This window comes from Enterovibrio coralii, from assembly GCF_001559595.1.
Lineage (GTDB): Bacteria > Pseudomonadota > Gammaproteobacteria > Enterobacterales > Vibrionaceae > Enterovibrio > Enterovibrio coralii.
This window is the reverse complement of sequence record NZ_LNTY01000004.1, coordinates 74,502-99,030: the sequence shown is the minus strand read 5'-3', so window position 1 is coordinate 99,030 and position 24,529 is coordinate 74,502. Positions and strand designations below refer to the sequence as shown.

The following is a 24,529-nucleotide window of genomic DNA, read 5'->3' as shown; positions in this document are numbered from 1 at the left end:
CTTTTAAGAACAAACGTTATCCATTGTGTTTGTCTGCGTAGATTGAGCTGTTGACCCATTCATGGCCGCTTTCCCACGTAAATAGCCATTTACGAATTGGCCCAGCCATGACATTGAGGTAATAGCTGTCGTAACCCGCGATCGTTGCGACGGGGTGATAGCCTTCTGGCACCATCACAACGTCCCCATCGTAAACGGCCATACATTCATCGAGCTCTCGGTTATCGGTATAAACCCGTTGAATACAAAAGCCCTGAGACGGATTCAATCGGTGATAATAGGTTTCTTCTAAATGTGTTTCTGTCGGCGGCGCGTTTGTATCGTGCTTGTGGCTGGGATAGGAGCTGGTACACCCCTCATCGGTATAGACTTCAACAACCAAAAGGCTGTCAGCGTCTGCGGTATCAGGCAAAATGTTGTGAACGTAACGTTTGTTATTTCCTACTCCCCTCGCTTCGGCACCAACGTCCTCGGGTGAGATAACGCGGGATGGAAATGTTCCTTTGCCCGGTGCGCGACAAACGGCCAACTCTAATGGAGACGTTGTGGTCAGTGATGCAATGTCGCCTGCAGTTATATAAAGAGAGTACGGTTTCTTTTTCTCAAAAGGCTCAGCTCTATCTCCCAGTTTTCCAAGAGATTTTCCATTTAGTGTCACCTCGGCATGCCCACCGACGAGCACCAGACAGATCTCTTCTTCTGCACCCGCGATAAACGACAAAGACTGTCCTTCATCCAACGAGTAGGCTTCAAACCCAACATATTCCCACCCAGCAGATTCAGGTGTTATGCATTGAAATCGTCCTTGCGCATCCAAGGCAGTGCGCTTACTCAATAGCGTTGACATCTCACCTCCCTGTCATCCAATGACAAACTCATCAACATCAATCAGGCAATAATAGAACATTTTTTTCAGTTCTCACTATTTTGAAATTAATATTTCATTTTGGTGTTAGAGTGAAATAAGGGATCTGAAAAACAGGCAGGATGGAGAGGGCTGATGAGAAAGTCACTGGAACCAAAGGCGTTTTACCAAACAACCGATTGCGACCTCGATGCGTTTAGCCTTTACTGTTCTCGAACCACATCATCAAATGATTATCCACTGGCATTTGATGTAATAAAAAATGTGCCTGTTTATCAAGGACAAGACATCATTCAAGCTTGCATGCCACCAGAGCGTATCAAGAAGAAATGGCAAGTGTGCTTCTTACTGGGCCCGGCGTTGTCGCCATCAAACAATTTTACAAAGATACGTCTGTCATCGACCGCATGAGCGAAGTATTTGAGAAGATTCTTGAGGCTGAAAGCGGCTATGGTGCGGGTGACCATTTCGGCGCAGAAGGCGCACAAGCGAATGGTCGGATTTGGAATGTGTTTCAGAAAAGCGCAGACGTGGACCCTGAAATTTTTATTCAGTATTACAAAAATCCGCTTTTGGCTGTTGTCAGTGAAGCTTGGTTAGGCCCCCACTTTCAGGTGACTGCACAGGTCAATATTGTGCGCCCGGGAGGAAAGGCCCAAGTCTCTCATCGCGACTATCACTTGGGGTTCCAACAACCGGATGAAACGGTTCGATACCCTCTCCATACACAGCAAATGTCCGCCATGTTGACCTTACAAGGTGCTGTCGCACACACAGATATGCCTTTGGAAAGCGGCCCCACAAAGCTTCTCCCTTATTCTCACCTCTACCCTCAAGGTTACGTGGCTTACCATCAGAAAGCATTTCAGGATTACTTTGAACAGCATTGCGTTCAGCTCCCTCTTGAAAAGGGAGATGCGGTTTTCTTCAATCCGGCGTTGTTCCATGCAGCTGGCGAAAACCTAACGACAGACTTTCACCGGTGCGCCAATCTTCTTCAGGTTTCTTCCGCGTTTGGCAAACCGATGGAAACCGTTGATAGCGCGCATATCTGCAGAAAGATATACCCCTCACTTTCCACACAATGGCACTGTGCCGCGCTCACTGATGACGAAAAAGCGACTATCGCGTGTGTCGCCGCGGACGGGTATGCCTTTCCAACCAATTTGGACACCGACCCACCCATTGGCGGCTTAGCCCCGGAAAGTATGGAAGCCCTGCTGGTGCGGGCACTCAATGAGAAAATGGACAGCGAGACCTTTGAAATAGCCCTTGCGCAGCTTCGCGAGAAACAGCGGGCATAAGTCTGGGCAAAAACGGTTATCCCGCGGTCTTTGCATCCTCTTTGCGGCTCAAACGAAACGCAAGAGAGACGACCAAGCTTTGCGCTAAGCACAGACTTGCCGTTTGAGAGCGGAAAGACTCGACCTCGGCTTCATTAATCAGGAAGCAAACATCGCTGTTCATTGCCAAAGGACTAAGTTGGCTGTCAGTGAATACGATTTGCTTGGCGTTCGAGTGACTTGCTCGTTCGCAAAGCTTCACGGTTTCTGGTGAATACGGGGAAAAGCTTGCCGACACCAAAAGGTCTTTGTCACTGATACGGGAAAGCTGCTCAGCCCCCATACAACCAATGCTGTCGACAAGGATGACTCGTCGCTCAAGGTGCTCAGCGCATACGCCAAATAAGAGGCAATGCTGAACGCTCGACGCATTGCAACGATGTAAATCGTATCGGCATTTTCAAGTAGATCGACGGCATCATTGAGCTGACTTTCGGGTATTGAAGACGCTAGCTCTTGCAACGCCATAGAATTGGCATGAACAAACTGATTGAGAACATCGGACGGCGTTTCGCCCCAATTACTCCCCTCTTGGTCACGTTGGATGAGTTGAGCGCGCTTGGTGTAGCTAGAAGTTTCTTCAACCAGCTTCTTGCGAAACAATTGTTTCATTTCATTGAAGCCGCTGAAATCAAATGCATTTGCAAAACGGATCAGGGTCGATGGCGGCACATCCGCATGACTGGCAATCACAGCGACGGTATCAAACGCGATGCTGTTGGGGTTATCCAGCACATATTGGGCAACTTGTTGTAATCGCTTACTTAAGGTTGGATAACGTTGACGAATTTGTAGCTGTAATTCAGCGAGATGATTAGCGGTTGCCATGAGATTCCCTGCAAAAAGCATTCAAGGGAAGTGTAAACCGTCGTTATGGCTTTTGAAATAAACATTTTGCTTTTGAACAGACGGTTATCACACAGCAATTAAGAGCTAGATGGATATTTCTGCGTGGAGCCGCGCACAACAGGCTCACAAGGAAGCGTAATCGAACGAGCTGGAATATCTGAATCGGCAATGTGCTCAAACAAGGCATCAATGGTGCTTTGGATCATCTGTTCATTGGGCTGTCGAATCGTAGAGAGATTGTACGAACGGCTTTTTGCCAACCGAATGTCATCCACGCCCACCACTCCGATTTGTTCAGGAACACTGAAACCGAGTTCGTAGCGAAGCGCATCCATTCCGCCACAAGCCATAATGTCATCGGCGTAGAAAAGCGCGTCGGGTTTTTCCGTGTGCTGGAAAATGCGCAATGTCGCATCATACCCTGCGTCATAACTGAACTCGCCGCCTTCCACGACTTGCCACTGATGACACCCCCTTTCCATCAACCTTGCGATAAATCCGCGTTGACGGTCAATGGTGGCAGAAGTGCCAATCGGCCCCGCCACAAACGCCGGCTTGGTATACCCCGCATCCAATAACATGTCAGCAGCCATATTCCCTGCCAACACGTTGTCACAACTCACCACAGTGACACTGTTTTCGCTTGAATCACGGCCAAAAATCACCACGGGTGTATTTTGCGAATGACATGCCTCTACGAGTTCTTGCGGCAAGGTCGCGGACGTGATGATTAACCCATCGACGTTGTATTCCATCACCAGCTCTACCGCTTCTTGAATGTCCATGTCGCCATCGACATGGATCAGCAAGCTATGGCAATTCCGCTTCTGAATTTCAGTGGTGAACCGCGAAAGAATGGGTAAGTAAAAGGGGTTATTAAAGTCGGTCATCAGAATCCCAACCAAGCTTGAACGGGACTTTATTCCCCTCGCCAAGCGGTTAGGCTTGTAGTTTAGTGATGCCGCGGCTTTGAAGACTTTTTCGCGAAGTGGGCGGGAAATGCTTGCTTCAGGGTTAAATGCGCGCGATACCGCAGACACTGACACGCCAGCCGCCTCAGCGACTTCCACAACCGTCACTTTTCGCTTTTTCTGAATAGGTGGCGTGGCAGCTACCTGAGCTTCTTTTGTCATAACGCATTCCCGCTTAAAAAGTTTTCCTTTGCCAACATGGCACTGCATTATCTTAATGAAATTGTTTGCAGCTGCACACCGCCCAATTACGGTGTATTAGGCAAATGTGATATTTCGTGAGGTACAAAAGAAATAACACTGCAGCCATAAGAGGGATAAATATGACCGCAGTGTTAGCTTTACTGATTAACGGTATTCACCCGCCAATTTCTCTACCAACTCAACGTTGTCTTTGGTCACGAAGCCAGGACCAGAGTTAATGTTGTTCGAAGGAGAGATACCGTAACGGTTGTAAAGAGTCAGCACCATCACAGGCACATAGCCTTGTAGGAACGGTTGCTGATCGATACCCCATTGGATGTTGCCATCTTTGATGCCCTGAGCGATCTCGCCACTAAGGTCAAAGGTACCGAAGTAGATTTTGCCAAGTTGACGGCTCTTATCCAGTGCGCGAATAGTTGGGTGCGCAGACGTTGGACCCAGTGTAAGAACCGCGTCTGTATCTGGGTTTGCACGCAGGTACGCCGACACTTTCTTCTCGATGCCTGTTGGATCCTGACCCACATCGATCATTTGGCTACCCAACTCAACACCCAGTGCGTCTGCAAAGCCCTGACAACGCTCAACTGATGCAGGGTTTGTGATGTAGTGGTTTACACACACAAAGCTTTTTACACCATCTTTCTTCGCGCGCTTACCTGCACCAAAGCCTGCATCATATTCTGGTTGTCCTACGTGGAGGATTGCGCCCACGTCCTCACTTTGCTGATGCGTACCAGAGTTGATGGTCACTACTGGGATGCCTTTCTTGTTCGCTTTTTCCAGTGGGCCTTTCAGCACTTCGTAGTCCGCAATGGTGGTAATGATACCGTCAGGGTTTGATGCAACGGCCTGCTCGATAATACGTGCCATATCGGCCAAGTCGCCCGTAGTAGGGTTACGGTATTCCACTTCCACATTGAGTTGTTCACCCGCTGTACCAATCGCATTCTTGATGGTGTTCCACCAAGAATCTGAATCCGGTGCGTGGCTAATCAAAACAAATCGTTCGCCATCAGCAAGTGCTGTGCCCGGCAGCATTGCGGCCAAACTGGCAGCCATTGCTAACACAAGGACGGACGCTCTCTTTGCTACAGATTTAAGTAGGGTATTCATCCGGTGTTCTCCAAATTACTTATTGTTGGATCCTTTACAGACTTCATTCCTGTTCAGTTAAGGTCTGCTCGGTTACGGCGATACTTTTATGGGTTGCCAATTGCCCATTTACTCTTCTCTCTTTAAAAGCCTAACTCGCAGAGGCAGCATCTGCCCGCTGGAATTCAGCCAATTCTGCTTCGAGTGACTCAAGCTCTTGTCCACCCGCCATCATCTCGAGGATTTCTTCACGACTAACGTCTTTCTTCAGCCATGTTCCCAAGCTCTTACCACGATTAAGTAGCGTAAATCTATCTGCTATCGGATACGCATGGTGAACGTTGTGGGTGATCAGTATCACCGCAAGGCCTTTACCTCGCGCTCTTGCGACCACTTTCAGCACATTGGCAGACTGCTTCACACCCAACGCTGCGGTGGGTTCATCAAGGATCAGCACTTTTGCGCCGAAATGGATTGCACGTGCAATCGCCAAACACTGGCGTTCACCGCCCGACATGGTGCCGATTGGGTGCTCAGGATCTCGTACATCTATCCCCATGTCTTTCATGCCCGCTTTGGCAATTTCGTTAGCATTTTTAGTATCAAACACTTCAAAGGGACCGATTTTTTTGGTGAGTTCGCGTCCCATAAAGAAGTTGCGAGTCACACTCATCAAAGGCACCAATGCGAGGTCTTGATAAACCGTTGCGATACCAGCATCTAGCGCATCACGTGGAGAGGCAAACACTGTCGGTTTACCGTTCATGAGGAACTCACCTTCCGAAGGTTTGTGCACTCCTGCAAGCGTTTTGATCAAGGTGGATTTACCTGCCCCGTTATCGCCAAGCAGACAGTGGACTTCGCCCATCTTTACTTGCATATCAATGTCTTTGAGCGCGATAACTGAGCCGAAATACCGACTGACCTTCTTCAGTTCTAAAATGTAATCTGCCATGGCTTTTCTCCCTTATTCCTATCAATACGCTATCGCGCGCTCGTCACTTTCTTGCGGATGAAATTGTTAAACAGCACCGCAATCAACAACATGACGCCAAGGAACACGCGGAACCAATCTGAGTCCACGCCCGTAAAGAAGATACCCATTTGAACCACACCGAAAATCAGTGCGCCAAAGAATGCGCCGATGACCGAACCATAACCGCCCGTCAGCAAAGCACCGCCGATTACCGCTGCGATAATGGCTTCAAACTCTTTGAGCAAACCGCGGTCTGCCGCCGCTGACCCAAATTCCAACACCTGACAAGCTGCAAATACTGTTGCGCAGAATGCGGTAAACATGAACAGCATGATTTTCACGCGATCCGTTGGTACACCCACGTTTTTCGCGGCATTTGCATCACCGCCTGAGGCGAAAATCCAGTTACCAAAACGGGTACGAAGCAGCACAAATGAACACACAGCTGTCAGCAAGAACCACCAAACAACAACCATCGGCAGACCTGTTACTACTGGTGTACCGTCGGAATAGGTTTCAATCCAACCCATGTTGCCGAGCCAGGTGAAGAATCCTGTTCCAATCTGACCGCCGAACATCGCCGCAAGCCAATCGCCTTCCGCAATGTTACCTACGCCTGAAATGATGGTTTTGTTAGTGAGTGCAATAGAAAGGGCAATGGTGAGACCACGAAGGATGAACAGGAAAGCAAGAGAAACAATAAAAGAAGGAAGTCCTGTTCGAACCACGATGTACCCGTTTAAAAAGCCCACGGCCATCGCGCCAACAAAAGCAAAGATAATGGCCGCCCACACTGGCCAACCCCAATAAACGGCGGGTATGGCTATCATCATCCCGGCAAAACCAATCATGGAGCCAATGGAAAGATCAAACTCCCCCGCAATCATCAGAAGACATGCGCCAACAGCGATTATCCCAAGTTGTGCTGAAACTACCGTCCAGTTCACAATGCCGTCTGCATTGAACATGCCTGAGTCCCAAGCAACCAATGCAAAGAACGCAAACACCAGAATTGCCCCAGACACTGACCCAAGTTCAGGTCTCGATAACAATCGGTTTAATGTCGAAACTTTCCTAACCCGCTCATCACCCGGCGCGAGTGGTTTTGAATCTGTCCCCGATTCGGCTTCTTTAACCGCCATACTGCCTCCGCTGTCCTTCTCTGATTTGAGCCTAAGCTTGGGCTCAACGTCCTGCCACTTTCTTGCGGCAAATCCTTTATGCAATCACTGTTTTTTCAATAAATACCCTGCTCTTTTCTGCATCCGTCTTTGCGTCACTTTTCGCGGCAGGATCGGTGTCCTGCTCCACGGTGACCCAACCATTGAAATCAATATCGATAAGCGTTTGTCTGACTTCTTCGAAGTTCACACACCCTTGTCCAAGCGGACAAAAAATGTTGTCACCAATTGCCGCATAGAAATCTTTCCCTGCCGCCACCGACGCCGCCAAAACCTCTGCATTGATGTCTTTGAAGTGAAGGTATTTCACTCTGTCTTTGTAGGTCCGAATCACCTCGCTAGGGTCCATACCTGCGTAGACGCAATGGCCTGTATCGACGCACAGCGACATCAACTCTGGTGGTAGATCGCGCATCGCTTTGTCTAATTCATCGCGGTACTCAATAAACGTTCCCGCATGCGCATGTAGCGTGGGTGTGACGCCGTATTGCGCGCATATTTCACCGACGCCACGTAACGTTGTCATCATCTCCGACCACTGCTCATCGGTAAGGCGCGTTGCCGTTTCGATCTGCCCTGCTTCATCCGTTCGAGGCGAGGACACATGTCGATAACGACGAGATAATCCGCACCCTGCTCCTTCAATATTTGGCACGTGGTGTGTGTTTTCTCGAATATCGCTTCACGCTCTTCTGGCCTGTGTAGGTAAACAAAAAGTGTTCCAGCGATAAGCCCCAAAGAGCGCGAGCTTAACGCATCATTCAACGCATCTTTATCTGTGGGGAGATAACCGAGAGGGCCCAATTCAGTCGCCCCGTATCCCGCACCAGAAATTTCGTTTAACACTGTCTGCCAAGTCGGGTTAGCGGGATTGTCCGCAAACTCAATACCCCAAGAGCAAGGCGCATTCGCAATTTTCAGTTCCAAAGAAAACCTCCTGACCACCTTCAAGAACCATCTTGATTTAATATCTCGTTAACACTTTTTAAACATTTATGGTAATGATTTCATTTTGTCAAACGACCAACCGTCTCAAAAATGCACAATTTGGCCATGAGCAGCCATGTAAAATGAAAAACGAGGGCTAAATCTAGTTTTTCAACCTTCACGATTTGAAAACATTTTCATTACATGGCTACTATTATTGCAAACAAGGAAAACTAGCGGAGATTCCAGGATGGGTACGGTAAGACTGACAACAGCACAAGCGTTGGTGCGGTATTTAGCCGCTCAACAGATTGAAATAGATGGAGAAATCACATCGCTGTTTGGGTGTGCATTTGCCATTTTCGGTCACGGGAATGTGACCTGTTTGGGACAGCAGTTGTATGAGAACCAGTCCGTTTTCCCGACATGGCGTGGCCAAAATGAGCAATCGATGGCACACGCAGCCATTGCTTATGCGAGAGCAAACAAACGCCAACGCATTGGTATTGCAACCTCTTCTGTCGGTCCGGGGGCAGCAAATATGGTGACAGCGGCGGGCGTTGCACATACCAATCGCTTACCGCTTCTGCTGCTATGCGGTGATACCTTTCAGTCGCGCTTGCCCGATCCTGTGCTGCAGCAAACCGAGCACTTTGCTAATCCTTCTCTCACAGTGAATGATGCTTTTAAATCCGTCACCCGCTTTTGGGATCGCATCAATGCGCCCTCCCAGTTGACCGTTGCGTTGCCACAAGCCATTGCAACCATGTTAGACCCTGCGGATTGCGGGCCAGCTTTGATTGCGTTGCCACAAGATGTTCAAGGCGAGGCATGGGATTTTCCTGAAAGTTTCTTTGCGCCAAAAGTGCACCGCATTCGTCGCCCGCAGCCAGAATCGGTCGATATCGCATTAGCAGCAGAAGCGCTCAAAACCGCAAAGCGTCCGCTTATCGTCGCTGGCGGCGGTGTGTTTTACTCCGGTGCGCGCGAGTCTCTCATTGCATTTGCAGAACAGCATCAAATACCCGTGGTGGAAACCATCGCAGGGAGAACACTGCTGCCTGATGACCATCCTTTAAATTGCGGTCCGATCGGAACCACAGGTTCAAACAGTGCAAACCACATGTGCCACGACACCGACCTTGTTCTGGCGATTGGCACTCGATTACAAGATTTCACCACGGGTTCGTGGACAGTATTCCGCGACCCCGATATGAAGCTGATTAGCATCAACGCCGGACGTTTTGATGCCACCAAACATATGGCGCAATCCATTATTTCTGACGCAAAAGCCGCGATTGAACAACTCACTGTCGCTCTCGGTGACTTCAGCACTGATTCAACATGGACGCAAAAAGGACGCGCTGAAAAAGCGGCTTGGACAGAGATTGTCGAGAATCGCACTGTGGCAAGCAACACCGCACTTCCCTCCTACGCGCAAATCGTGGGTAAGGTGAACCAATCACTTGGAGAAGGTGATCGCGTCATCACCGCAGCAGGCGGCTTGCCCGCTGAAATCAATATGAACTGGCAAGCGACCTACCCGTATTCACTTGATGTGGAGTTTGGTTTCTCTTGCATGGGTTATGAGCTTGCCGCCGGATGGGGTAACAAAATCGCACGACCGGACAAGGAATCTATCGTCATGGTGGGTGATGGTTCTTACCTGATGATGAATTCAGATATCTACAGCTCTGTGTTGACGGGACACAAGATGATTGTGGTGGTATGTGACAACGGTGGCTTTGCCGTTATTCGCAAGCTTCAAACCAATACAGGAAATACAGCCTTTAATAACCAACTTGAAGATTGCACCACAGAGCGCGACTACGATTTGCCACGTGTGGATTTTGTCAGCCATGCGCGTGGACTCGGGGCACATGCAGAGAAAGTCACCCACTTAAACGATTTCGACGCTGCGTTCGAACGTGCGAAAGCCGCCGACCGGACTTATGTGTTGGTTGTCGATATCGACGATACCGTGTGGTCATCTTGTGATGCATGGTGGGAAGTGGGTCTATCAGAAGTTTCTGACAATCCAAGTGTAAATGAAGCCCGCGATAACTGGGAAGCGGGTCGCCAACACCAACGCCGCGGCGTTTAGATTCAGCGAAAGGAGTGCGTGAAAATGTTTAATGAAGAAACACAACTCACCCCCATCCGCTGGGGCATGGTCGGCGGCGGCAGAGGCAGTGAAATTGGCTATTCTCACCGTGCGGCCGCACAGCGCGATCGCTTGTTCTCTTTTGTGGCTGGCGCATTAGATATCGACCCTGAGCGTGGCCGTGACTTTGGCACCAAATTGGGACTTTCACCCGAGCGGTGCTATCCCGACTACCAAACCATGTTTGCTGAAGAAGCCAAACGTGAAGACGGCATTCAAGCGGTGTCCATTGCCACACCCAACGCCACCCACCATCAAATTGCAAAAGCGGCGTTGGAAGCGGGGCTTCACGTCGTATGCGAAAAGCCCGTGACTATTCATGCCGCTGATGCCATTGAGCTTAAAGCCTTGGCTGAAAAGCAAAACAAAATGCTGGCAGTAATGTACGGCTACACGGGTTTCCCTATGGTTCAGCAAGCGAGAGAAATGGTGCGTCGTGGCGACATTGGTGACGTGCGCGTTATCCAAATGTCCTTTGCGCATGGCTTTCACAACACTGAAGTGGAAAAAGACAGCCCTGGTGCGAAATGGCGAATGAACCCTGAAGTGTCTGGCCCAAGCTTTATCATCGGCGATTGCGGTACACATCCCTTCTATATGGCAGGAATGATCACAGGCTTAAAAGTGAAGTCTTTGATGTGTTCGCGTCAGAGCTTTATCGAATCACGGGCGCCGCTTGAAGATAACGCACATATCGTTTTCCAATTTGAAAACGGTGCCGTCGGCACGCTGTGGGCGAGTGCTATCAATTCAGGTTCGATGCACCAACAAAAGGTGCGCATTGTTGGCGAGAAAGCGAGCCTCGAATGGTGGGATGAATACCCAAACCAGCTTAGGTATGAAATTCAGGGAGAGCCTGTTCGCATCCTCGAACGCGGGATGGGTTACCTCTACAACGATGATCCTGGTGTGGCTGCCAATCGCCAAGCGGCGGGCATGCGGAAGGTTTCTTCGAATCGTGGGCAAACTTATATCACCGCTATGCCTTAGCCATCGACGCTCACGAACGCAACGACACAGAATTTTTGGCAAACCATTGGTACCCGAATATCGACGGCGGTATTGATGGCGTCAAATTGGTGGATGCGTGTGTCAGATCGGCCGATAACGGGGCCGTTTGGGTGGACTATGACTGATTCTATTCACCTTTCTGATTGGGATTCCAATGCTTCGCGTCCACTCGACGTGATATGCCTTGGACGCGCGGGTGTGGATCTATACGGCAACACCGACGGGGCAAATTTCGCTGCTGAGTCCAGCTTCAAGAAATGCGTCGGCGGTTCATCCGGCAATGTGGCTGTGGGTCTTGCCACCTTAGGTGCAAAAGTGGGCTTTATCTCTTGCGTCTCTGACGATACGCAAGGCCGATATGTGAAAGACTATCTGTCGGAAAAAGGCATTAATCTGGATGGCATGACCACGCTCAAGGGCGAATACCGCACCAGTCTTGCCATTGCCGAGCTTCGACCAGAGCCAGAAGTCGTGATTTACCGCAACAACGCAGCGGATCTGGCACTGTCTACCGAGCAGATAAACGGTGACTACTTGGCATCCTCTCGATGTTTGTTTGTCACCGGCACGGCACTTTCAAAAAGCCCTTCTCGCGAAGCCACATTGCATGCCATGCAAACCGCACAACTTGCAGGGACGTTGGTCATCCTAGATCTCGATTATCGCCCCTACTCGTGGGTATCTTCCGACGATCCTCCGCACTTTTATCGTCTCGCCGCATCCTTTAGCGACGTGGTGATTGGGAATCGCGAAGAGTTTGAAGTGATGGGTATGCCCTTTGATGTGGAAGACAACCACATTAATGCGGCGTCAGAGCTGTTAAGCCATAACACTGAGTTGGTCATCGTCAAGGCGGGGTCTGAGGGCTGCGACGTTTTTGGCCTTGATATGAACCACAACTTGGTCAGCCTTTCCCAATCCGTCTTTCCGGTAGAAGCTCGCAAGCCCTATGGTGCCGGTGATGCCTTTGCTGCGGCACTTCTGTTTGGTCTGCTCAACCACGTTTGCTTAAAAGACGCGATTGCCATGGGGGCGGCTAATGCGGCCATCAATGTGATGGGAGACACCTGTGCAGATGCGATGTCTGCACTTCTCCCATTGAAAGATTTCATGCTTCAAAGAGGTTATCAATTCAGCGAACGGACAATCTCGCACTCACCTCTTTCAGGGACAGAATAAGGAGTTAATCATGGGAAAACATATCCCGCCGTTTGATAACAGAAACGAACCTGTCATTGGCATCAATGATGACACAACCCCTCTCTGTTACTTCAATCCGGTCAAGCTCGCCAAAGGCGAACAATTCGTTCATCAGATTGATGGCTACGAGTCTGCCATCGTGTTAGCTGGCGGTACCTGTGATATTTCCGTCGATGGTGAAGACTTTGACAACGTCGGCGAGCGCGCTCATGTTTGGGATGGCGACCCTTCTGGTGTTTATGTACCTCAAGGGAGCACAGCCACCATTACTTGCGTTTCAGATAATGCAGATGTCTTAATCGCAGGTGGTCGCTATGACGCAGAACCTGAGGCTGCAAAGCTCGAACCTTTCGTGATTCGCCCAGACGACACCGACAAAGTGCAATACGGCAGCGACGACACAAAAACGCACCGCAAAATTAAGCACATTCTTGGCCAGAAAAACGCAGACAAACGCGGCCGTTTGCTTGTCAGCGAGCTGTTTACGGTCGGCGCAGGCGGTTGGTCTGGGTTCCCGCCACACAAGCATGATGAAGAGCGTCCGCCTAACGAGACCCGCTATGAAGAAGTCTACCAATTCAGATTTAACCCTGACTTTGGCTTCGGCGCACAGTTCCTTTATGAACATGAAGATGATTTTGGCCCCGTCTACCATGTGCGCACAGGCAGCGTGATTGCGATTGATAAAGGTTACCACCCTTCTGTGGCTGCACCCGGCTACGAGATGTATTACTTCACCATCATCGTGGGTGAGAAAAGTAAGTCGCTGGTGCAGTACTTCGACCCTCATCATGAGTATCAAGTACATACCATTCCCGGCATTAAAGACATGGTCGCCAAATTTAAGTAAGGAGTGCGTTGTGCTGGTTACACTCAATGATCTCCTCCCAAACGAAGCGGCATCAAACGGTGCCGTGGCTTGCTGCAATGTCTTCGGCATAGAAGAAGCCAAAGCCATTATCGGTGCGGCGGAAGCACTGGATCGCCCTGTCATACTGGCCGTAAACAAAGACATGGTGGATTTAGCAGGCGTGGAAGCCATGGCGGGTTTGCTGCTACCTCTGGCAAAAGCCAGTACTGCTAAGGTCTGTGTTCATCTCGACCACTGCTATGAAGAAGCCATCGTCTTTCGCGCCATTCATTGTGGTTTTACTTCCGTGATGTTCGACGGTTCTCAGCTTCCCTTAGAAGAAAATATTCGCCGCACCAAGAACGTGGTCGAGGTTGCCCATGCAGTCGGTGTGAGCGTGGAAGGCGAATTAGGCTCTGTTCCCTATCAGGAGGGTCGAGATCATATTAAATCTGCCTTCACGGTTCCCGAAGAGGCGACCATTTACGCAAAGGAATCCGGTATTGATGCGCTGGCCGTTTCTGTCGGCAATGTGCACCGAATGACAGAAGCAGGCAGCCCAATCGACTTCCCGTTGCTCGCGAAGCTTCAAGCCGCCACAACACTGCCTTTGGTCATCCACGGTACTACGGGTATTTCAGAAACCGATCTGCTGAAACTCAAAACACAGCGCATCGCGAAATTCAACGTGGGCACCACACTCAGAATGGCTTTCGGCAATGCCATTCGCGAAGCAATGACGAACGAGCCCAAAAAGTTTGATAAGCAATATTTCGCGGCCAAAGCGATGCCGGCATTGCAACAAGAAGCCATGCGCGTGCTAGCGCTTCTGTCTTGAGCTGTTTTTCCCGACACAATTCGGCCGCACAGAATGAATAAGGAAAGGTTATGAGCAAAGCATACAAAACGTTAGGAAGACGACTTCGCTTGGGTGTGATTGGTGGTGGACCAGATTCTTTCATCGGTGCAATACACCGCTCTGGTGCAACCATGCATGAAGAGTTTGATGTCGTCGCTGGCGTGTTTTCCTCGAACCCTGAACGTTCTGTTGCCGCAGGAAAATCAATGGGTATTGCCCGCCCCTACGCTACGCCAGACGCCTTGTTTGAAGGTGAAGCGGTAAACAACGAACCCATTGATGCACTCGCCATCATGACTCCCAATAACAGCCACTATGAGCTATCCGTTAAGGCGTTAGAGGCAGGCTTCAATGTGTTTTGTGAAAAGCCTTTGACCATGACTGAAGACGAAGCGGCCTCTCTCGTGCAACTCGTGAAATCGTCGGGGAAACGCTACTGCGTCGCTTATGGCTACAGCGGCTATGCCATGGTGCGAGAAGCGCGCGAGTTGGTTGCTTCTGGTGTTATTGGCGACATCACCATGGTGCAAAGTAATTATGTACAAGGGCACTTAGCCACTCTGACGGAATCTGAGAAATCGGGCACCAACTGGCACATGAAACCTGAACTTTCCGGGCCTTCATTGATTTTGGGTGACATTGCCACGCACAGCTATCACCTCACCAGCTATGTCATCGGTATGGAAGCCAGCAGTTTGAGTGCCGATGTCACCGCACTTGTCGAAGGCCGAACCGCCGACGATTATTGCGGGATCTTGCTGAAATATCCCAACAATGCACGTGGTGTGTTTTGGGTTACCCAAGCTGCCGCAGGTGCTGTTCACGGTTTAAGCTTCACGATTTACGGCACCAAGGGCGGCTTAGAGTGGCATCAAGAACAGCCTAACGAATTGCTTGTCCGCCCTATCGATAAACCTGCCTACATCCTGACAAAAGGCGGTGTCGGACTAACACCTGCGGGCAAGCGAGTTTCACACATTGCTATCGGCCACCCCGAAGGTTATCGCGAAGCATTCGCCAACCTCTACTATGACTTTGCCTCAAACATCGTTGATGACATTGCTGGCAACACGCCAGACTCGCTTTCTCTCACCAACCCAACCGTCGAAGAGGCGCACAAGGCATGGCGTTTGTGTTTGCAGCAGTGAGATCGAGAGATAACGAGGGGAAATGGGAACCAGTGAGGGATTTGCGGTAATTCAACGGGCTTGAAAGCAAAAAGGCCGCTGATTTCTCAGCGACCTTTTCTAATTTGGCGGGAGGAAGCAGACAGATATGGGAACTGGAAATATGTAACAAAAACAGAAGGTTGACCAATGGCAAAATTAGGCTTTTTTAGACGAGCTTTTCTCGAAGAGGAGTCTCTGCATCTAGCGTTCGATTCCGCGAATAGGTGTTTAACCTTTTAAGAGTGTATTCCAACGCACGTTTAGTGGAAAAGTTACCACGAAAAAAAATATTCTTATAAAAGGGAACAACACCTCACATATAAGACACTTTGTTTTCCTTTTATCTTAAATAACTTATTGTTTTATATGGAATATATTCATATTGCTGACAGCAAAAAAAATATTGACCAAGCAAGTTAAGGTGCTGCATCATATAGAAGAGTTAAATAGACACTCGTATTCATAAGTCTTGAAATATAGCAGTTTACAGCCTTTGGTCTGATCCTTCGGGAATGGTAAGTCTTTTTTCACTTCAATTTTATGTTTCAACTTGCTCGTCAACGTTGGACACAGACCAGTCCTCAAAATCGACGATGAGGAGTTAACATGTCTTTCAAGAAATCTTGTGTATCCAAAGAGATTACAGATCTGAATATCATTACAGTAGAATCTGATAGAAAAAAACGATCTATCGATGTCCTAAATTGTATGATTTTTCAATTTAAGAAGGCTAACATCACTTTTAAGCACGAAAAATTTGTAAACGCATATAATCAGTCTCTTAAACAGATTGAGAGAGGTTCTAAATACCCATATTTATGTTTTGATCATAGTTTTGATTTAACATACAATTTTGTCGAAAGACTTCGTGCTAATCTAGCTAAATCAGGTTGGAACTATAGCTTTTCAAAGTTAGCTAACATACTCGCAAAAGCTACTGGTTTTAATGACTTCCACTCTCTATTCTTATTTCTAAAAATCTACCAAAACTTCACAAAATACCCATGGAAGCTAGATGGAAAGAATATTGTAAAGCCGGATTTATATAGAAATAACACCGAAATCCATATTCCACTTAGAGATGTTAATGATAATTCGAATAGTGAAAATTATCGAGAACATCATATTTCTGTTGCTAAAATCAGAACAAACAGTGAACTAAATGGTAAATATTTTATCTACATTCCCTATACTCGTGCCGATGAAGGCGAAGCACTTAGATGTTACTCTTTTGATAAATATGACGCTTTGGCTTGGCTAATATCACATGCCATAATATATGTCGGAGGGGTTAGGAAATGGAATAATGAGATTAAAGGTCAAAGAATGTTAAATAAAGCTTTATACGATCCTGACCCAAGCTTGGAAAACATTAAGAAACGTATTTTCAATAAAATTAACATAACGTGACTTTTTGATAGTTGATCGCACAATTATGCCTATATTCCACTCTACAAGGGATTTCAAATCCTTGTATATGGAGTATAGGCAAGTCATGGGAAACATTAGAGCAATAAATAGCATTATGTAAAGAAAGTTTCATGTACTTAGCAGTATATAAGTTTATTTCCCATAATTTTTACAACAGTGATTATATACTATTTCTCCTTATTATTTTCTTAGTATAATTAGTTAAAGAATTTTAAGTCAATATGTTGATCTAGAAAGGAAAAAAGACTGAGGCAGTATCAAGACATAAAATAGGCTTCACAAAAGTGGTGGGATATGTCCCGATCAAATCATTTTGGATAAGTTATGTATAGGAAAATACTAAATTTCATCTGCAAATAAACTTTAATTCATACCTGAAAAGTAGGTCTAAACCAACAAAAATAGGGAGAATAGTTGTGAACGTTTCAATTTGCACTTATACATTAAATCTTCGCCGCCCCAAAAATATTTGTAAATTGGGTGGAATTGAAATCAAATAATATCCGAAACCGCAAACAGAAACTGATATCATTAAAATTAAGTTAACTAACACTTGAGTGAAGAGGATGTGAGATCACAGTTTATTTTGGCCAAAACCGTGATAGAGCAGATCACGCCGACGAGATATTGGACATAAACAAGTTATATACTTATCAAAATACAGATTAGTAGAAATAAGTCTATCTCTACTAATCATTGCATTTCAGTTATGCAAAGAGATCCCAAAATCCTTTGACTTTACTATTTACTCAGATTCATTGAAAAAAACCTCGAGATAATGAAAAGGAACTGGATATCGGTAGCAGCGACAAGCTGTTAGTACCAAAGGAGCCTTACCTTTAGTAACAGCTGACATACTCTTAAACGAATCACTATTGACACACTCTTGCTTTATGTGTTCTAGCACCGCGTTTGCATTCATTGGAAAGTCTGTTGATGCTGAACCATGCGTGCTTGAGTTAGAGTACATGTCTTGTTCACTACTTTGGTTTGGATACCAATACTGTAGCGTGCTATGTGTAAGTCTATCTTTAGCAAACCTCTCCAAATCTTGGCTTGCTGAATCTAGTTTATACAGCGAGCAAAAAACAGCTAGCAGCGGGTACAAGATACTAGCCTCCGTAACTTTATTCTTATAGTTATCGTTGGTCTTATCTTTATTTCTATGCTCAAGCAACTTTTCATAAGAGTTGTGGACAGTTGGATACATGCTATTACACTCGAAAGTAAAAATACACCTATCGACCACTGCTGACAGCCAACTCTGTACAAAATCATCAAGTTCTGAATTATTTGAAAGCAAAGTTAAAGCTAAACCAAGATCAATCGCCTGTGAGTCTTTGTACGGAGACAACAACATAGGATTATTAACTGTCATGAGATTAATTGCACTAGTTAAGTCTCTGAGACGAAGCCGTAATTTTTCCTGCTCTTCGCTTTCCCTTTCTGTTGGTGGTTTTTCAGCATAACTCTTACAGAGTGAATCTAAAATCCAATGACCTTTGACAGCCAAGCGTCCAAGCACATCAAACAACTTAATGTTTACATCAATAGAACATGGTGAATGAACCGCATGAGAGAGCGCGTATTTCAGGTCAACATATGGAATTAAGCATCGGTCCACATAGCAGTCCGTAATTTTCTGATATGTATCCAAAATACTATCGAATGATTTTGAGGGTTTATTCCTTCCTGTGTAGTGCTCTTTAACTTTGTCCCAAGCCAGCAGTAAGGCTCGCTCCGATGAAAGATAGGCAGCTTCTAAATTCTCTCCGTCACGACACCATGAAAATAAAACCCATAAGCAAACATTAATCCGAGTTATGGACGATGCAATAGAATCGGCATCAGTGGCATTTGACAAAACTTCATCAATCAATAATGAAAAGTGTTTGCTTGAACTCTCAGGTTCTTCAAGTAAAGCTAAGGACTTTCTTAATAAAGACTGGCTGGAGCTAGGCAGCAGCTCCTCCTTAAGCAAGTACTGTTGAATAAGCTCTGAAAGCTTATCGCCATTCCATTCTTCAAAAGAAATATTGTCTCGCGTATTCCGCTGTTCATAGCCAGATACCTCCTGCCTAATCCCAGAGTTAACATCCCCACCAAAACATAAGCAAATGACTATTTTTTTTTCTCTATGTTCAGGAGGTAGGCGGCTAGGTATAAATGAGTCTTGAATCTCATCTAGTGATGGTCTAAGGGCTTGATCTGTATTCCCATTCCAAGTCTCACGTGTAAGGTTTCCAGACTTGACAGAGAACAAATATACTTTTTCTTCCTGAGTATTTACTCGCCCCACTGCCGCTATATCAACACCGTATTCTTTGACTCCACGAGTAGGTGAAATGAACACATTCATCCCCATATTACTCAATAGATCAGGTAATACCGCATCCAATTCCTGACGTTCCCTTAAAGAGGCTAAATACTGCTTAAGAATTAGCTTCATTTTTCATCCTCTCACAACGGTAAACTCGTAAAATGTAATCTAGAGACTCAGGATCTAAAATATTTAACCTTGGGATTTCAGTCGAATGGGAAAAAGATTGCATTGGCATCTCTTGTCGCACTTGCTCTCCATCCCCCCGATGCATGTAGTAAATTGAGCTATTACCGTATAATAGCGTCTTCTTCGCTACTATTAGATCTATAATCGATCCTCTTGATGCATCTTCGTATGCGGCCTGCATACTCTTGTTGGACTCTTTCCAATAAACGCTTATATTTTCTCTGGGAGCCATCAATTCTTTTAGACCAGAGACTTTCTCAATATCAGAATGATAAGCCTGAAGCTTGTCAAGCAACCGCTTACATAGGTGTATTTGAAAGTCTTTATTAATGCGTGATTTGAAGAATCGCTTTAGTTCCCCCGGGTAACTTAAAAGCAAGGGGTCATACAAAACCTGCTCAAGCTCTTTACGTGTAGTTGCTGAAGCAGTTTTGTAAATAGATAAAATGAAGCTTGCTGCCGATACAGGGCGCGTATACAACCAACCAACAGCCTTATGGCCAACAAATATTTGCTTCACTTCATCATCTAGCAATGCCATTTTTGCCTCTATCTCGACATCCTCATCCATAACGTCGTGAAGTAGATCTGTAACACTATGACAAAGTGAGGAATCACCAGACAAAAACCACTTTGTGACAATATGATTAATTAACTCGCGATGCTTGCTCAGTAATACACTGGAAAAGTAATCCAATTGAGGGAACTTCACGCCCACGGTCAAAATAGATTCCAATAACTTTAAGGCAATGGAAAAGGATCCCTTTGCTACTAAATTGACCAATAAATGATCTATATTATCTATGATACCTTTATGTTCATGGGAGACATTGGCAAACTGTTTTAGCAGAAGCTCTAAAACATCATCGGGTAAATCAACTTCCTGAAAGGCAAAAATATCGGATATTTCATAGAGAACCTCTGGAGAGGCTCCCTCAACAAACATAAGTAGAAACTCCTCAATCTGCGGCCAGTAAGAGGGGAATGCTTCACCAAAACAAATTATTGACCGCAGTACCGCAGCACAACAGCTATTTTCACGTTCATCACTTCCACTAAGTAGTTCCCAAATAGTACTAGCCTGAGCTTCACCTACATCAAGCCTGCCCAAAATAAAATATGCTTGGCTTCTTACAGTCTCATTTCTGCTAGCGATCAGTTTTTCTGTTACTTGGATAGCTTCGGTCACGCAGTCTGAGTCGTATGAGAGGATTGAGCTGGAAAGAAAAGGGGCATATGCACTCAGCTCAGTTTGTGCAAGGATGAATTCAACACTATTTCTGGGACGTTGAGCTTCCATGGTACAGAAAAGTTGAAAAGCTCTATAAATTCCCCTGCCAACCTGTTGTTTGAGGTGTACTAGGCATCGGAGGACATCTTCAATACTCGCATCTAATGAAGGTAATGCATTTTCAAAGGCATGCAGAATTGTGAAAAAATCGTAAACGCTTGTACTTTTGTCAACTCCTCTTACTAGCTCTACAAGATCAATATCTCCTGCGTTGTGCAACTGAGACAACGCATCTTTCAAGACCTTCTCATCAGATCGTATTTCCTCTATATACAGAATATTAACCTGAGAAAGCAACTCTTCTGCCGTTTCACTTGCTGCTAGTAACCGAGTTTTTGTTTCTTCTAATGACATTCTACGTCCCTTACTCAATAATCATTAAGAACTTTGCTGCATATGAATAACTAGGTCAAATTGAAAGGTGCTTAAGCGGAGAGATTGATATGTTCTGAAACGTTTTGAGGCAGAACGTGCTAGAGCAGATCGGCCTAGCACGAGTAGGAAAAAAGAGCGTTTAGGCACCCCCGCTAGTCTACCAAACAACTCATTAGTTAAAATACGACAGAACAGAGAACCACAGCGTCTCTGAAGACTGCATTGTTTTTGCAAGTCACAACCTCAAAGCAAACTCATTTAGATGTTAAGCAACTAATTGCTTAACAAGCAAAGTAACTGAGTTAAAATGATTTTAATATACGCCATTGAAGATAAAGAGCATGGAACATCTAGAAGAAATAAAAATTAATGATATTTGGCAAAACAATGTCAATCTGTTGATTGGCTCAGGCGCATCATTTGGGCTTTTCCCTACCCTTGCAACCCAAATGGAAAATGAGTCCATCGAAACACTAGGTAAGTACTTCGAAGATGAAAACAAGTCCCAGCTTAAGTCGCTACTTTTCATGTACTACTACGTCAACTGCATTGAACCCGTTATATCCTTTGATATTGAATATACAAAATTAGGTGCAGACCTAGAATTAGAAGAAGACATCAACAAGTTATCGGTCATCAAGAACTATCAAATATTACTTAAAACGCTTAAGACAATTGCCTCCAAGAACAAATCTCAGAAAAAAGCTAATATTTTCACCACAAATTATGACTCGTGTTTTGCCGATGCATACGAAGAACTTCTTCTTGAGGAATCAAATTTAGAATTTGTACTGAATGATGGTTCTAAAGGTTTTCGCAGAAAATTCGTTGAAGCTCGACACTTTGACACATCCGAAATCAAACATAGTATATTTGGCAAAAACTGTTTCAGTATCCCACAAGCCAATCTAGTTCACTTACATGGTTCTGCATTCTGGACAGTCAGTGACAACCGAATAGCGGTTAACTACGCTGATAAACATTGCAAATTCCAAGATAAATTTTTTGATAGCATCAAAAGTGAATTGGAAGACTTAGAAGCAATTCTTAACAATAAGGAATCCAAACGTAATTCTTTTGACACAATAACCTTTAATGGAGCCTTTTCAGAGATCGAAAGTATATTTTGGTCCACTTACAAAAAACTTCCAATTGTTAACCCTACCAAATGGAAGTTTCACGAAACCGTTTTTGACGAACATTATTACCAAATGCTTCGCCTTATGAGTTATGAATTGGAAAAACAAGACTCCACCCTTATTGTATTTGGTTTTTCATTTGCGGATGAACACATAACCAACCTAATAAAACGCTCTCTTGGAAATAAATCTCTCACTATGTACCTGTGTTGTTTTGATACTCTCGCTATAGCCGCAATGGAAGCTCTATTCGGTAGTTTCAATAATGTTAAGCTCATAAAGCTAGATGGTTTTCTAGACTTTAATGCATTCAATAACAAAGTGTTCAAACTTCCAATTTAAGGGAATAACGTGACTATTTTAGTGGGTGAAGTTATTGCCGTAAAAGGCGTCAAGGTATCAGTCAAAGTTTTTGAAGAGTCGAACAAAGACACGCTATTCTACGACGGTACAAAGTACAAAGGCGTTTCAATACGCGAGTATGTGCAGATAGAACGCGGTTTTAAGAAGATAATCTGCGTAGTGGAGGGAGAGTACTTAGATGAAAAATGGATTGATGACGAGTTCCAATATATTCGGACTGTAGACCTCAAACCCATTGGTTACTTTGAGTCTGGTCGTTTTTTCGAAGGCATCAAGCACCTCCCGTTAATTAAAGATCCAGTTTTCTTACTCGAAGAAGATAGGCTCGCTGACATCTATGGCAAATCAGGTAGTGATTTTGTAATCGGAAGTCTTTTAAAGGAAGATTTTCCTGTTTCTCTGCCATGGCACAAGTTGTTCAACTCTCATATCGGTATTTTTGGAAATACGGGGAGTGGTAAGTCAAACACGCTAACCAGCTTATACACCACTCTTTTTGATAAGAAAATTGAAAAGATAAATGGTAAAAGCCAATTTATCATTATCGATTTCAATGGCGAATACACAAACGGGCAGCTTACTACTGACCAATATAAAAACGTATACAACCTTAACTCTCGCAACGCTGAGCAAAAGTTTCCACTCGCCAAATCAGAGTTTTGGGACACTGATACTTTGAGTGTGCTCTTTCAGGCTACACAAAACACACAAAAACCATTTATTAATAGAATCGTAAAAGGTAAGCTAAAATTTGATACCGAAGCTAATTTCTTAAGCTACATTAAAAAAACCTATGAAAAAGTATTTACTGCAGCTGCGCCTCATCCAGAACTACTTGATCTCATCCGTGAAATCACAAATACTCTAGACAATGCAGCAATCAAGGAAAGATTGAAAACTATATCTTCTAATGGAACCACCAAAGGCTTCTATGTGGCTCCTAACTCGTATTTTCGTGCCGATGGGGCTTATTACAGAAACATACTAAAAGATGATGTCGATGCTATAACTATCCCTCAAGGACTAAGTGACTTAGACCAATTCAGCATTCGCTGCCACATACAGCTAATAAGAGACCTGATAAGCGGATATGTTCAGTTTGATTTTATTCAACCACTGTTGAAGCGCATAGACTCATCACTATCTAACCTATCCAAAGTCATTCAAGTTAATGACGCTCCAGTGGCGAATAAAGCTGTTACGATTATCTCTCTAAGAAAATGTAATCAAGATATTAAAAAAGTACTTCCTTTATTGATAGCCAAGCACTACTACAACCCACATAAAGTAGCTGTGGCCAATCCGCCAGATAAGACTATACATCTTATAATTGATGAAGCCCACAACATACTGTCACAGCAATCCACCCGTGAGAGTGAAAGCTGGAAGGACTATAGACTTGAAACCTTTGAAGAAATAATTAAAGAGGGGCGTAAATTTGGCATGTATCTGACTCTTTCTAGCCAAAGACCAGCAGATATATCACCAACTATCGTGTCCCAGATACACAATTTCTTCATTCATCGCTTGGTCAATGATAGAGATTTATTCTTGATTGATAATACGATTAGCACATTGGATAACATGTCTAGAGGCATGATTCCCAACTTATCTCGTGGTAGCTGTGTTATTACCGGAACCGCGTTTGATTTACCTATGGTTCTACAGGTGAAGGAATTAGAGAAAGAGAAGCAACCAGATAGTGAAGATGTCGATTTAGAAGCACTATGGGTCTGATAGCTACCAAGATTGAATTTGTC

19 protein-coding genes and 2 pseudogenes are annotated in these 24,529 nt (G+C 45.5%); 11 read left to right on the top strand and 10 right to left on the bottom strand.

Going from position 1 to position 24,529, the window contains the following annotated elements; all coding sequences use genetic code 11:
• Positions 1–16: 16 nt before the first annotated feature.
• On the bottom strand, positions 17–847 hold the full coding sequence (gene iolB / locus ATN88_RS00545; protein WP_067409856.1) for a 5-deoxy-glucuronate isomerase: 831 nt from the start codon (positions 845–847) through the stop codon (positions 17–19).
• A 153-nt stretch (positions 848–1,000) separates the two neighbouring features.
• Between iolB and ATN88_RS26365 the strand changes: the two genes are divergently transcribed.
• A complete protein-coding gene (locus tag ATN88_RS26365) occupies positions 1,001–1,276 on the top strand; it encodes a hypothetical protein (protein WP_232312649.1) in 276 nt (91 codons plus the stop codon).
• On the top strand, positions 1,273–2,169 hold the full coding sequence (locus ATN88_RS00540; protein WP_232312648.1) for a phytanoyl-CoA dioxygenase family protein: 897 nt from the start codon (positions 1,273–1,275) through the stop codon (positions 2,167–2,169). The genes ATN88_RS26365 and ATN88_RS00540 overlap by 4 nt, the downstream gene beginning before the upstream one ends.
• 16 nt (positions 2,170–2,185) lie before the next feature.
• Here the strand turns inward: ATN88_RS00540 and ATN88_RS00535 are convergent.
• The 7 genes and pseudogenes from ATN88_RS00535 to ATN88_RS26355 all read right to left on the bottom strand — a co-directional run bounded on the left by ATN88_RS00535 (position 2,186) and on the right by ATN88_RS26355 (position 8,408).
• A pseudogene (locus tag ATN88_RS00535) lies at positions 2,186–3,036 on the bottom strand (MurR/RpiR family transcriptional regulator).
• Positions 3,037–3,134: 98 nt separating this feature from the next.
• Positions 3,135–4,190, bottom strand: coding sequence for a LacI family DNA-binding transcriptional regulator (locus ATN88_RS00530; RefSeq protein WP_067409854.1), 1,056 nt, complete (start codon positions 4,188–4,190; stop codon positions 3,135–3,137).
• Positions 4,191–4,376: 186 nt separating this feature from the next.
• A complete protein-coding gene (locus ATN88_RS00525) occupies positions 4,377–5,345 on the bottom strand; it encodes a sugar ABC transporter substrate-binding protein (protein WP_232312647.1) in 969 nt (322 codons plus the stop codon).
• Positions 5,346–5,475: 130 nt separating this feature from the next.
• Positions 5,476–6,279 carry an ATP-binding cassette domain-containing protein gene (locus ATN88_RS00520; RefSeq protein ID WP_067409849.1) on the bottom strand — a complete coding sequence of 268 codons (804 nt, stop codon included), beginning with the start codon at positions 6,277–6,279 and terminating at the stop codon, positions 5,476–5,478.
• Between the two features lie 29 nt (positions 6,280–6,308).
• Positions 6,309–7,442, bottom strand: coding sequence for an ABC transporter permease (locus tag ATN88_RS00515; RefSeq protein WP_067409847.1), 1,134 nt, complete (start codon positions 7,440–7,442; stop codon positions 6,309–6,311).
• A 76-nt stretch (positions 7,443–7,518) separates the two neighbouring features.
• On the bottom strand, positions 7,519–8,007 hold the full coding sequence (locus ATN88_RS26360; protein ID WP_232312646.1) for a TIM barrel protein: 489 nt from the start codon (positions 8,005–8,007) through the stop codon (positions 7,519–7,521).
• Positions 8,007–8,408, bottom strand: coding sequence for a hypothetical protein (locus ATN88_RS26355; RefSeq protein WP_232312645.1), 402 nt, complete (start codon positions 8,406–8,408; stop codon positions 8,007–8,009). The genes ATN88_RS26360 and ATN88_RS26355 overlap by 1 nt, the downstream gene beginning before the upstream one ends.
• Positions 8,409–8,658: 250 nt before the next feature.
• On the opposite strand from ATN88_RS26355, the gene iolD reads away from it, so the two are divergent.
• From iolD to ATN88_RS00475, 7 genes and pseudogenes are all read left to right on the top strand, one after another.
• Positions 8,659–10,512, top strand: a complete 1,854-nt coding sequence (gene iolD, locus ATN88_RS00505) for a 3D-(3,5/4)-trihydroxycyclohexane-1,2-dione acylhydrolase (decyclizing) (RefSeq protein ID WP_067409845.1) — start codon at positions 8,659–8,661, stop codon at positions 10,510–10,512.
• Positions 10,513–10,536: 24 nt separating this feature from the next.
• A pseudogene (locus tag ATN88_RS00500) lies at positions 10,537–11,708 on the top strand (Gfo/Idh/MocA family protein).
• Positions 11,701–12,762, top strand: coding sequence for a 5-dehydro-2-deoxygluconokinase (gene iolC, locus ATN88_RS00495; protein WP_067409842.1), 1,062 nt, complete (start codon positions 11,701–11,703; stop codon positions 12,760–12,762). The pseudogene ATN88_RS00500 and the gene iolC overlap by 8 nt, the downstream one beginning before the upstream one ends.
• 10 nt (positions 12,763–12,772) lie before the next feature.
• Positions 12,773–13,633, top strand: coding sequence for a 5-deoxy-glucuronate isomerase (locus ATN88_RS00490; RefSeq protein WP_067409840.1), 861 nt, complete (start codon positions 12,773–12,775; stop codon positions 13,631–13,633).
• A 10-nt stretch (positions 13,634–13,643) separates the two neighbouring features.
• Positions 13,644–14,471 carry a class II fructose-bisphosphate aldolase gene (locus tag ATN88_RS00485; RefSeq protein WP_067409837.1) on the top strand — a complete coding sequence of 276 codons (828 nt, stop codon included), beginning with the start codon at positions 13,644–13,646 and terminating at the stop codon, positions 14,469–14,471.
• A gap of 50 nt (positions 14,472–14,521) precedes the next feature.
• Positions 14,522–15,640 (top strand): Gfo/Idh/MocA family protein, encoded by a 1,119-nt coding sequence (locus ATN88_RS00480; RefSeq protein ID WP_232312644.1) that lies wholly within the window; start codon positions 14,522–14,524, stop codon positions 15,638–15,640.
• Between the two features lie 627 nt (positions 15,641–16,267).
• Positions 16,268–17,071 carry a hypothetical protein gene (locus ATN88_RS00475; protein ID WP_067409835.1) on the top strand — a complete coding sequence of 268 codons (804 nt, stop codon included), beginning with the start codon at positions 16,268–16,270 and terminating at the stop codon, positions 17,069–17,071.
• A 766-nt stretch (positions 17,072–17,837) separates the two neighbouring features.
• Here the strand turns inward: ATN88_RS00475 and ATN88_RS00470 are convergent.
• A complete protein-coding gene (locus ATN88_RS00470) occupies positions 17,838–19,541 on the bottom strand; it encodes a hypothetical protein (RefSeq protein ID WP_067409833.1) in 1,704 nt (567 codons plus the stop codon).
• On the bottom strand, positions 19,525–21,246 hold the full coding sequence (locus ATN88_RS00465; RefSeq protein ID WP_067409830.1) for a hypothetical protein: 1,722 nt from the start codon (positions 21,244–21,246) through the stop codon (positions 19,525–19,527). The genes ATN88_RS00470 and ATN88_RS00465 overlap by 17 nt, the downstream gene beginning before the upstream one ends.
• 362 nt (positions 21,247–21,608) lie before the next feature.
• Here ATN88_RS00465 and ATN88_RS00460 point away from each other — a divergent pair, with 362 nt between their 5' ends.
• Both ATN88_RS00460 and ATN88_RS00455 read left to right on the top strand, forming a co-directional pair.
• Positions 21,609–22,748: an SIR2 family protein gene (locus ATN88_RS00460; protein ID WP_067409827.1), complete on the top strand. Its 1,140-nt coding sequence runs from the start codon at positions 21,609–21,611 to the stop codon at positions 22,746–22,748.
• Positions 22,749–22,757: 9 nt separating this feature from the next.
• The gene (locus ATN88_RS00455) at positions 22,758–24,506 is read left to right on the top strand and encodes an ATP-binding protein (RefSeq protein ID WP_067409824.1); all 1,749 of its coding nucleotides are present in this window, start codon (positions 22,758–22,760) and stop codon (positions 24,504–24,506) included.
• Positions 24,507–24,529: the final 23 nt, after the last annotated feature.